4 protein-coding genes and 1 riboswitch are annotated in these 11,754 nt (G+C 73.2%); of the genes, 3 read left to right on the plus strand and 1 reads right to left on the minus strand.

What is annotated here, in order from left to right:
• From ACIBVQ_RS39020 to ACIBVQ_RS39030, 3 genes are all read left to right on the plus strand, one after another.
• A partial coding sequence (locus ACIBVQ_RS39020) for an amino acid adenylation domain-containing protein (RefSeq protein WP_399183902.1) occupies positions 1-1,338 on the plus strand: 1,338 nt, incomplete at its 5' end.
• On the plus strand, positions 1,338-6,764 hold the full coding sequence (locus ACIBVQ_RS39025) for an amino acid adenylation domain-containing protein (RefSeq protein WP_399183904.1): 5,427 nt from the start codon (positions 1,338-1,340) through the stop codon (positions 6,762-6,764). The genes ACIBVQ_RS39020 and ACIBVQ_RS39025, both read left to right, overlap by 1 nt.
• Complete coding sequence (locus tag ACIBVQ_RS39030) at positions 6,761-7,813, plus strand: TauD/TfdA family dioxygenase (protein WP_362911830.1); 1,053 nt, start codon at positions 6,761-6,763, stop codon at positions 7,811-7,813. Before ACIBVQ_RS39025 ends, ACIBVQ_RS39030 begins: the two co-directional genes overlap by 4 nt.
• Before the next feature lie 19 nt (positions 7,814-7,832).
• On the opposite strand, the gene cobN is transcribed toward ACIBVQ_RS39030, so the two are convergent.
• Positions 7,833-11,426, minus strand: coding sequence for a cobaltochelatase subunit CobN (gene cobN / locus ACIBVQ_RS39035; protein ID WP_399183906.1), 3,594 nt, complete (start codon positions 11,424-11,426; stop codon positions 7,833-7,835).
• Between the two features lie 116 nt (positions 11,427-11,542).
• Positions 11,543-11,746: riboswitch (cobalamin riboswitch) on the minus strand.
• Between the last annotated feature and the right edge of the window lie 8 nt (positions 11,747-11,754).

Genomic DNA, 11,754 nt, shown 5'->3' on the forward strand with positions numbered 1-11,754 from the left:
GCCCGTGAAACCGACCCCCGGCAGCTCGCCTACGTCATGTTCACCTCCGGCTCCACCGGAACCCCCAAGGGCGTCGCCGTCACCCACCACAACGTGGTGGCGTTGGCGGCCGACCGTCGCTTCGCCGGGCACGACCGGGTGCTGTCGCACTCCGCGTTCGCCTTCGACGCCTCGACCTACGAGGTGTGGGTGCCGCTGCTCAACGGCGGGACGGTGGTCGTCGCCCCGCCCGGCGTACTCGACGCGCCCACCCTCGAACGGATGCTCCACGAGGAACGCGTCACCGGGGTGTTCCTGACCACCGGACTGTTCAACGTCCTGGCCGAGGACTCACCCGAGGTGCTGGCGGCCGTACCCGGACTGTGGACGGGAGGTGAGGCGGCCTCCCCCGCGGCGGTCGAACGTGTGCTGGACGCGGGCGGCGTCGTCACCAACGTCTACGGCCCGACCGAGACGACGACGTTCGCGCTGTCCCACCGGACGGCGAAGACGCCCGCGGGCACCGTCCCGATCGGCGGGCCGCTCGACAACACGCGCGCCTACGTCCTGGACGCCGCGCTGCGGCCCGTTCCCGCCGGGGTGCCGGGGGAGCTGTACGTCGCCGGAGACCACCTGGCCCGCGGCTACCTCGGCAGGCCCGGCCTCACCGCAGAACGCTTCGTCGCCGACCCCTACGGCCCGCCCGGCACCCGCATGTACCGCACCGGCGACCTGGTACGGCGCCGCGCCGACGGGAACGTCGAGTTCGTCGGCCGGGCCGACGGGCAGGTGAAGATCCGTGGATTCCGGGTGGAGCCCGGGGAGATCGACGCCGTCCTCCTGCGTCACCCCGACGTCGTCCAGAGCGTGACCCTGCTACGCGAGGACAACCCCGGCGACAAACGCCTCGTCACCTACCTCACCACCCGGAACCCCGTCGACCCCGGCCACCTGCTCCAACACGCCCGGCGAACCCTGCCCGCCTACATGGTCCCCACCGCCCTCGTCATCCTCGACACCCTCCCCCTCAACCACAACGGCAAAGTCGACCGCGACGCCCTGCCCGCCCCCGTGCGGGGGGAGGCGGCCGAGGAGAAACAGGGGCCGAGGACCGAGGCCGAGGAGCTGGTCGCGGAGGTCTGGGCCGAGGTGCTCGGGGTCGAGCGGATCGGCGTGCGCGACGACTTCTTCGCCCTCGGCGGCAACTCGCTGCTGGCCATCCGGGTCGCCGCCAGGATCAGGGCGGCCGTGGACCTGGAGATACCGGTCAACGCGGTCTTCACCGACCCCACGGTCGAACGGCTGGCCGACACCGTCGAGGCGCTGCTCATCAACGACATAGAAGGAAGAACCGCCTGATGACCGACCAGCTGTCGGAGCGTGCCGGCGCCCTCACCGCCGACAAACGCGCCCTGCTGTCACAGCGACTGCGCGGGCGGGCGGGGAGCGCGACCGTCCTGCCCCGTCCTCCGGGGACCGAACCGCCGCCGTCCAGCGGGCAGGAGCGGCTGTGGTTCATGGAGCAGCTCGCCCCGGGGAACGTCGCCTACACGCTTCCCGTCGCCATGCGCCTGAAGGGGGAGCTGGACGTCGCGCTGCTCGCCGAGGCTTTGACCGCGCTGGTGGCCGGGCACGAGGCGTTGCGGATGCGTTTCCCCGCCACCCAGGACGGGCGGCCGAGGGTCGTCGTCGACGAGCCGTGGCCCGTCACGCTTGAGGTCACCGAGGCGGAGGACGTGGAGCGGGCGGCCGAGATCCTCGGCGCGGAGGCGGCCCGGCCGTTCGACCTGACGAGCGACGCGCCGCTGCGGACGTCGCTGGTCCGCGTCGGGCCCGGCGACCACGTGCTCATGCTCCTCGTCCACCACATCGTGAGCGACGGCCGGTCGCTGGAGATCATGACGGGTGAGCTGCTCGCCCTGTACGGCGGGCTGCGTGAGGGCACCCCCGGTCCGCCGCCGGGCCCGGCCCTGCAGTTCGGCGACTTCGCCGTCTGGGAGCGGGAGCGGCTGGCCGGGCCCGCGGCCGAGGCCGACGGCGCCTTCTGGCGCGCGGAACTGGCCGGGCTGCCCGACCTGGAGCTGCCGACCGACCGTCCCCGGCCTCCCGAGCAGCGGTTCGAGGGCGCGGCCCACTCCTTCACCTGGGACGCCGAGCTGACCGAGACCGTACGCGAGCTGGGCAGGGCGCACTCCGTCACGCTCTACATGACCCTGCTGGCGGCCTACCACGCGGTGCTCGCCCGGCACGCGGGCCAGGACGACTTCGCGATCGGCTCGCCGGTGGCCGGACGGCCCTACCGGGAGCTTGAGGGGGTGGTCGGCGCCTTCGTCAACATGGTGACCCTGCGCGGCCGTACCGGGACGGACCCGACCGTGGCCGAGCACCTGCGCGAGACCAGGCAGACCGTGCTGGGCGCGCTGGCGCACCAGGACTACCCCTTCCACCGGCTGGTCAACGACCTGCGGGTCGAGCGGGACCCCGGCCGGTCCGCGGTCTTCCAGGCGACGTTCACGCTGGTCGACCGGGCGGTCCGTGAGACGACCGTCGCGGGGCTTGAGGTGAGCCCGTTCGACCTGCGGCTGCGCGCCACCCAGTTCGACCTGGCGCTGTACGTCAGCGAGACCCCCGAGGGGCTGAGCGGTTTCATCACCTACCGGACCGACCTGTTCGAGGCCGTGACCGTCGAGCGTGTCGAACACTCGATGCGGCGCTTCCTGCGGCAGGCCGCGGCCGATCCCGCGCTGCGCCTGTCCGAGGTGGACCTGCTCGGCGAGCGGGAGCGGCGCACGCTGCTCGGCGAGTGGGCGGGCACCCGTACCTGGCGGCCGCAGCATCGCACGCTCGGCGAGATGGCCGAGGCGCAGGCGGCGCGGACCCCGGACGCGCTCGCCCTCGTCGCCGGGGAACGGTCGCTGACCTTCGCCGAACTGCACAGCCGGGCCAACCGGCTGGCCAGGCGGCTGCGGGAGCTCGGTACCGGCCCCGAAACGCGGGTGGCGATCTGTCTCGACGAGACCGTGGAGGCCGCCGTCGCGATCCTCGCGGTGCTCAAGGCGGGCGGCGCCTACCTGCCGCTCGACCCCGAGCAGCCGCGTGAACGGATGGACCTTCTGCTCGCCGACGCCTCGGCCGTGCTGCTGGTCACCGACTCGGCGCTGCGCGAGCGGGCGAGCGGTTTCACCGGCCCGGTCGTCGAAATGGACCGGCTGGACGGCCCGGGCGACGACACGCCGCTCGAACCGGTGGCGGGCCCCGGCGACCTCGCCTACGTGATCTACACCTCCGGCACGACCGGGCGGCCCAAGGGGGTCGGCGTCCAGCACCGGCACATCGTGACCTACCTGGAGTACATCCGCCAGGAGTACGACATCGTGCCCGGCGCCACCTTCGGCCTGCTCCAGTCGCTCGCCTTCGACTTCAGCATGCTGATGTTCCACCTGCCGCTCACCGGCGGCGGAACCCTGCACCAGCTGCCCCGCCGCGGTTCCGGGCCCGAACTGGCCGAGGCCGTGCGGGGCCTCGACTATCTGAAGATGACGCCCTCCCACCTGGCCGCGCTCGGCGCGGAGGTCGAGCCGGAACGGCTGCTGCCGCGCCGGGCGCTCATCCTGGCGGGTGAGGCGTCCCCTGCCGCCTGGGTCCGTGACCTGGCCTCCCGCGCGGGCTGCGCGATCTTCAACAGCTACGGCCCGACCGAGACGGTCGTCGCGGTGACCGGCGAGCGGGTGGACCCGTCGGCCCTGTCCGGCGGTACGGCCTGGCCCGTCGGCCGCCCCTTCCCCGACGCCCGCGTCTACGTGCTCGACCGGGCGCTGCGCCCGGTGCCGCCGGGGGCCGCCGGTGAGCTCTACGTCGGCGGCGACACCCTGGCCAGGGGTTATCTCGGCAGGCCGGGCCTCACCGCGGAACGCTTCGTCGCCGACCCGTACGGCGAGCCGGGCGCGCGCATGTACCGCACCGGCGACCTCGTCCGGTGGCTCCCCGGAGGGCGCCTCGACTTCCTCGGCCGGGCCGACCACCAGATGAAGATCCGCGGCTACCGGGTCGAGCCCGGCGAGGTCGAGGCGGCGCTTGGCGTCCTGCCCGGCGTCGTCCAGGGTGTGGCCGGGCTGCGCGGCGACCGTCTCGTCGCGTGGCTCGAACGGGAACCGGACGCGCCGGAGACCGGCGCCGCCGAACTGCGGGCGTTCCTGCTCGACCGGCTCCCCGAGTACATGGTCCCCGGCCGGTTCGTCTGGCTCGACCGGCTCCCGCTCCAGGCGCACGGCAAGGTGGACCGCGCGGCGCTGCCCGACCCGGAGCCGGAACGGCCCGACCTGCGGCCCGGCTACACCGCCCCGGCCGATCCGACGGAGGAGGCCGTCGCCGCCATCTGGGCGGGAGTCCTCGACCTCGAACGGGTCGGCACCGGCGACGACTTCTTCGAACTCGGCGGCCACTCGTTGCTGGCCACCCAGGTCGTGGCCAGGATGCGCAAGGCCTTCCCGGAGAGCAGGCCGCCGATCGGCGTGCTGGAGATGTTCACCCACCCCACGGTCGCCGCCCTCGCCACGCTCGTCACCGAACGCCGGGCCGGGGCCGCCGCGCCGCGCCGCGTCCTGGCCGAGCTGACCCGCCCGGTCGCCCCCGAGGACCGGGTCGGCTCCGTCATCTGCGTGCCGTACGGCGGCGCGAACGCGGTCGTCTACCAGACGCTCGCCGACGCGATGCCCGCCGGTTACTCCCTCTACGCGGTCGCCGCGCCGGGGCGCGAGCCGGGCGAGGAGGGGCAGCTGCCCTTCGAGGAGGTGGCCAGGCTCTGCGCCGAGGAGATCGCCGAACGCGTCCGGGGCCCCGTCGTGATCTACGGGCACTGCGCGCCCGGCAGCGCCCTGGCCATCGAGCTGGCCCGCCACGTCGAGGCGTCCGGCCGTGAGCTCGACGCCCTCTACCTGGGCGGCATCTTCCCCTTCGCCAAGCCGAGGGGCCGTCTCCTCGGCCCGCTCAGCAGCCTCATCAACGACCGGCTGCAGGGCACCAGGAGGGTCGCGGCCGAACTGCGCGCCATCGGCGGCGACGTGTCCGGACTCGACGAGGAGCAGGTGGCCTTCACCGTCGAGCTGATGCGTGAGGACGGCCGGATGGCCGAGGAGTACTACACGCGGATCCTGGCCGCCGAGCAGCCGCGGCTGCGGGCGCCGGTCATCTCGGTCGTCGGCGAACGCGACCCGGGCACCGAGTTCTACCAGGAGCGCTTCAAGGAGTGGTGCTTCGTGTCCGAGTCGGCCTCGCTGGTCGTCATCGACGAGGCGGGCCACTTCTTCCCCAAGTACCGCGCCGGTGAGCTGGCCCAGATCCTGACGGGCACCCACACCGCCGACGAGGCCTGGCGCCGGGAGCACTCGCGGGAGGCGGGCGGCACCTGGTGGCTGCAGGACTCCGTGACGCGGCGGGCCACCGTACGGCGGGAGCGGGAGCCGGACGTGCGCCGCTTCCTGGCCGTCGCGCTCGGGCAGCTGGTCTCGCTGACCGGGTCGGCGCTGACCGAGTTCGCGGTGCCAATCTGGATCTACACGGTCACCGGGTCCCTGGTCCACTTCGGGCTCATCGCCCTGCTCGCCCTGGTGCCGGGAATCTGCGTCGCGCCGCTGGCGGGCGCCGTGGTCGACCGTCACGACCGGCGGCGGGTGATGATCGCCGGTGATCTGTGCTCGGGGCTGGCCCAGGCGGCGATGCTCGCCCTGCTGCTCACCGGCGGGCTCACGGTCGCCCCGCTGTACGTGCTGATAGCGGTCGTCTCGGTCTCCGCGACCTTCCAGCGGCTCGCCTACCAGGCGTCGATCCCGCAGCTGGTGCCGAAACGCTACCTCGGGCACGCCAACGGCATCGTGCAGCTGGCGATCGGCACCGCCCAGTTCCTCGTCCCGCTCGTCGCGGTCGGCCTGCTGGCCGCCATCGGCCTTGAGGGCATCCTGACCATCCAGGTGGCGGCCTACGTCTTCGCCGTCGTCGTGGTGCTGTTCGTCAGGTTCCCCACCACGCTGGGGCTGCGCCGCCGTGAGCCGATGTCCGCGGAGATCGCCAACGGTTTCCGGTTCTCGCTGGGGCACCGGAGCTTCCGGGCCATGCTCGCCCTCTTCGCCGGGGTGAACCTGTTCCTGGCGCCCATGTTCGTCATGGTCTCGCCGCTCGTGCTGTCCTTCTCCTCGCTGACCGCCGCCGGTGCCATGGCGGTCGCGGCCGGAGCGGGCGCGGTCGTCGGCGGCGTCACCATGAGCCTGTGGGGCGGCCCGACCCACCGCAGGCTGCGCGGCGTGATCCTCACCACGACGCTGATGGCGGTCTCGGGACTGCTGATCGGGCTGCGGCCCAACCTCTGGCTGATCGGAGCCGGGGCCTTCGGCATGTCCTACGCGCTGGCGCTGATCAACGGCGTCATCATGACGATCATCCAGGTGAAGGTGCCCTACCGCTTCCAGGGGCGCGTCATCGCGGTCAACACCATGATCGCCGCGGCGACCACACCGATCGGCTTCGGCGTCATCGCCCCGCTCGCCGCCCCCCTCCTCGACCCGCTGCTCGCCGCGGGCGGCCCGCTCGCCGGCACCCTCGGCGTGGTGATCGGCACCGGGCCGGGACGCGGCATCGGACTGCTCTACCTGCTGTGCGGGCTCGGCATCGCCCTGCTGACGGTCGCGGGCCTCCGGATCAGGACCCTGGCGCGTTTCGACGACGACGTGCCCGACGCCAGGCCCGACGACCTCGTCGGCATCGAAGAACTCGAAAGGACGCGCGCATCGTGAACACCACCATCGCCTGGGAGGTCGAGGACGGCCGCCCCGCCGCGGCCGACGCCCAGGGGGCCGGTCTGAGGGAGACCTGCGAGTGGCTGCGGGAGAACCGTCAGGCCCTCAGGGCGGGCCTGGACGTCCACGGCGCCCTCTACCTGCGGGGGCTGCCGCTCACGGGGGTCGAGGACTTCGCCGAGGTGCGTGACGCCCTGGTCTCCAGGCCCGCCGGGTATGTGGAGAAGGCCACCCCGCGCAGCCACTTCGGCAAGGACGTCTACTCCTCGACGGACCTGCCGCCGTCCCAGGCGATCCGCCCGCACAACGAGAACAGCTACGCGCTCAGCTTCCCCGGGCTGCTGATGTTCGGCTGCCTGGTCGCCCCCGACCAGGGTGGCGCGACCCCGGTGACCGACGTGCGCAAGGTGCTCGGGGACATCCCGGCGCCGCTCGCCGACCGGTTCCGCGCGCACGGCTGGTCCCTGGTGCGCAACTACGGCGACCACATCAGCCTCGGCTGGCGCACCGCCTTCGGCACCGAGGACAGGGACGAGGTCGCCGCGTACTGCGCGGCCAACCACATCGCCCACGAGTGGCTGGACGGCGACAGGCTGCGTACGACGCAGCGCCGCTCGGCGACCATCCGCCACCCGGGGACCGGGGAGGAGGTGTGGTTCAACCACACGGTCTTCTGGAACGAGTGGGCGCTCGACCCGGAGGTGCGTGAGGTGTTCCTTGAGGACCTCGGACACGACAACCTGCCCTTCAACACGGCCTACGGCGACGGCGAGCCGATCTCCAGGCAGGACGTGGAGACGATCGACGAGGCCTACCGGCGGGCGACGGTCAGGGAGACGTGGCGGCCGGGTGACGTCCTGATCGTGGACAACATCCTGTCGGCGCACGCCCGTGAGGCGTTCCGGGGCGGCCGCAGGATCGTGGTCGCGATGGGTGACCCGGTCGCCCTGGACGACTGCGCGCCGACGGTCCCGCCGCTGGGCGGCTTCGCGGCCCCGGCGGCCGGACCGGCGAAGAGGCGCCGCTGGTTCGGCCGCCGTTCCTGACTCCTCGGGAGGGGACCGGTCAGGCGCCGTCCTCCAGGTCCCCCTCCGATGCGAGGTAGACCTCCCGCAGCTCGCGCAGGACGTCCGGGTCGGGGTGTTCCCACATGCCCCGGCCCGCCGCCTCAAGCAGGCGTTCGGCGATGCCGTGCAACGCCCACGGGTTGGACTCGGACAGGAACGCCCGGTTCTCCGGGTCGAGCACGTAGGTCGCGGCGAGCTTGTCGTACATCCAGTCGGCCACGACCCCGGTGGTGGCGTCGTAGCCGAACAGGTAGTCGACGGTCGCGGCCAGCTCGAAGGCGCCCTTGTAGCCGTGCCTGCGCATGGCGGCCAGCCAGCGCGGGTTGACCACCCGGGCGCGGAAGATCCTGGAGGTCTCCTCGGACAGGGTCCTGGTGCGGACCGCGTCGGGGCGGGTGCTGTCGCCGACGTAGGCGGCGGGGGCCCTGCCGGTGAGCGCCCTGACGGTGGCGACCATGCCGCCGTGGTACTGGAAGTAGTCGTCGGAGTCGGCGATGTCGTGCTCGCGGGTGTCGACGTTCTTGGCCGCGACCGCGATCCGCCGGTAGGCGGCCTCCATGTCCTGCCTGGCCGGGACCCCCTCGACACCTCTTCCGTAGGCGAAGCCGCCCCACACGGCGTACACCTCGGCCAGGTCGGCGTCGTCGCGCCAGTTGCGGCTGTCGATCAGCGGCAGCAGCCCGGCGCCGTACGCCCCGGGACGGGAGCCGAAGATGCGCATGGTCGCCCTGCGCTCGTCGCCGTGCTCACGGGTGTCGGCCAGCACGTGCGCCCTGACGTAGTTGTCCTCGTCCGGTTCGTCCAGCCCGGCGGCCAGCCGTACGGCGTCGTCGAGCAGGGCGACCACGTGCGGGAAGGCGTCCCTGAAGAAGCCGCTGATGCGGACGGTCACGTCGATCCTGGGCCTGCCCAGTTCCCCGGCGGGGATCGCCTCAAGGCCGGTGACCCGCCGCGACGCCTCGTCCCACACCGGGCGCACGCCCAGCAGCGCCAGCACCTCGGCCACGTCGTCCCCTGCGGTGCGCATGGCGCTGGTGCCCCACACCGACAGGCCGACCGAGCGCGGCCAGTCGCCGTGCTCGGAGCGGTAGCGTTCGAGGAGTGATTCGGCCATCGCCTGCCCGGTCTCCCAGGCCAGCCTGCTCGGCACGGCCTTCGGGTCGACCGAGTAGAAGTTACGGCCGGTCGGCAGCACGTTGACCAGCCCGCGCAGCGGCGACCCGCTCGGTCCCGCCGGGACGTAGCCGCCGTCGAGGGCGTGCAGGATCGCGCCGATCTCGTCCACGGTGCGCGCCAGCCTGGGGACGACCTCCTCGGCCGCGAACCGCAGGACACGCCCGACCTGCTCCCGGTCGCCGCCCGTCACGGACGCGGCGACCTCGGCCGCGGCGGCCGGGTCCCAGCCGCGTTCCTCCATCGCCTCGACCAGTGACCTGGCCTCGGCCTCCGCCTCGTCGACGCCCAGGCGCCCGGCGGTGCCGTCCTCACGCAGGCCGAGCGCCTCGCGCAGGCCGGGCAGCGCCATGCCGCCCGCCCACATCTGGCGGGCGCGCAGGATGGCCAGCACCAGGTCGACGCGGACGGCGCCCTGCGGGGCCGCGCCGAGCACGTGCAGGCCGTCGCGGATCTGGACGTCCTTGACCTCGCACAGCCAGCCGTCCACGTGCAGCAGGAAGTCGTCGAACTCGGCGTCGTGCGGACGGTCCTCGATGCCGAGGTCGTGGTCGAGCCTGGCGGCCTGGATCAGCGTCCAGATCTGCGCCCGGATCGCGGGCAGCTTGGCCGGGTCCATCGCGGCGATGGAGGCGTGCTCGTCGAGGAGCTGTTCAAGCCTGGCCATGTCGCCGTAGATGTCGGCGCGGGCCATCGGCGGGACGAGGTGGTCGACCAGCGTGGCGTGGGCGCGGCGCTTGGCCTGGGTGCCCTCGCCGGGGTCGTTGACCAGGAACGGGTAGATCAGCGGCAGGTCCCCGAGGGCGGCGTCGGGGCCGCAGGAGGCCGACAGGCCCGCCGACTTGCCGGGCAGCCACTCCAGGTTGCCGTGCTTGCCGACGTGCACCACGGCGTGCGCGCCGAAGCCGTCGGACAGCCAGCGGTAGGCGGCCAGGTAGTGGTGGCTGGGCGGCAGGTCGGGGTCGTGGTAGATGGCGATGGGGTTCTCGCCGAACCCCCGGGGCGGCTGCACCATGACGACGACGTTGCCCGCGCGCAGCGCGGCCAGCACGATCTCACCGTCCGGATCGGCGGAGGTGTCGACGAACAGTTCACCGGGCGGAGGTCCCCAGTGCTCCTCGACCGAGGCCCGCAGGTCCTCGGGCAGCGTGGCGAACCACGCGGCGTACCGGGAGGCCTTGATCCGCACCGGGTTGCCCGCGAGCCGTTCCTCGGTGAGCCAATCAAGGTCCTGGCCTCCGGCGGCGATGAGGGCGTGGATCAGCGCGTCGCCGTCCTGCCCGGTGACGCCGGGCAGTTCGTCCTCGGCGCCGATGTCGTAGCCGTGCTCGCGCATCGCGGCAAGCAGCCGCACCAGGCTCGCCGGGGTGTCGAGGCCGACGGCGTTGCCGATCCTGGAGTGCTTGGTCGGGTAGGCCGACAGCATCAGCACGATCCGCCGCTCGGCGGGCGGGACGTGCCGCAGGACGGCGTGCCGTACGGCGATGCCCGCCACGCGGGAGGCCCGCTCGGGGTCGGCGACGTAGACGGTCAGGCCGTCCCCGTCGATCTCCTTGAAGGAGAACGGCACCGTGATGATCCGCCCGTCGAACTCGGGGATCGCCACCTGGGTCGCCGCGTCGAGCGGGGAGAGGCCGTCGTCGTTGGCCTCCCAGGCGGCCCTGCCGCCGGTCAGGCACAGGCCCTGCAGGATCGGCACGTCGAGTTCGGCGAGCGCGCCGACGTCCCAGGCCTCGTCGTCGCCGCCCGCGGACGCGGTGGCCGGGCGGGTACCGCCCGCGGCCAGCACGGTCACCACCAGGGCGTCGACCGTGCCCAGGGTGTCGAGCAGGCCCTGCTCGGCGCTGCGCAGGGAGGCGCAGTAGACGGGCAGCGCGCGGGCGCCCGCGTCCTCGATCGCGGCGCAGAGCGTCTCGACGAAGGCGGTGTTGCCCGCGACGTGGTGGGCGCGGTAGTAGAGCACGCCGACGACCGGGCCCTCCTCGCGGCGCGCCCGGCGTTCGAGCACGCCCCAGGCGGGCGTCGGGGCGGGCGGGGCGAAGCCGTGGCCGGTCAGCAGCAGCGTGTCCGACAGGAAGCGGCCCAGTTCGGCGAGGTTGGCGGCCCCGCCGTGGGCGAGGTAGGCGTGCGCCTCGGCGCACACCCCGCCGGGCACGGTCGACAGTTCCATCAGCTCGGCGTCCGGCGCCTGCTCGCCGCCGAGCACGACGACGGGCAGCGGCCCGGCGAGCAGGGCGTCCAGGCCCTCCTCCCAGGCGCGGCGCCCGCCGAGCAGCCGTACGACGACCAGGTCGGCGCCCTCGACGAGGGGAGGCAGGTCCCCCGCGGTGAGCCTGGCGGGATTGCCGAGCCGGTAGTCCGCGCCGCTGGCGCGGGCGCTGAGCAGGTCGGTGTCGGAGGTGGAGAGCAGGAGGATCATTCGCCACGCTCCCCGGCGGGGAGCGGCGCGGCCGTGAACGGCGGTGCGGGCTTGCGGCTGGGGAACGGCGAACAGCGCACAGGGCTTTCCTCCCTCGGGGTCCTCGCCCCGGGTCGTCGTCGGCTACGACGGCTGGAGTCTCCTGGCTCCCGGATCGATGCTCCCCCCGGCCTTCCCGCCCGTTGCCGGACCGTGGCTGGATGGGGTTCGCTCCCCGGTTACAGTGGCGGGACCGCGCCGGATTCACACCGGCTTCCTCCCTTTTGCCGTCGCCAACGATGAGACTACGGCAGCGAGGTCCCCGCAAGAAACTGGAGTTACCATCCTC

Origin of the sequence: Streptosporangium sp. NPDC049376, from assembly GCF_044466505.1 — a bacterium.
Taxonomy (GTDB): Bacteria; Actinomycetota; Actinomycetes; order Streptosporangiales; family Streptosporangiaceae; genus Streptosporangium.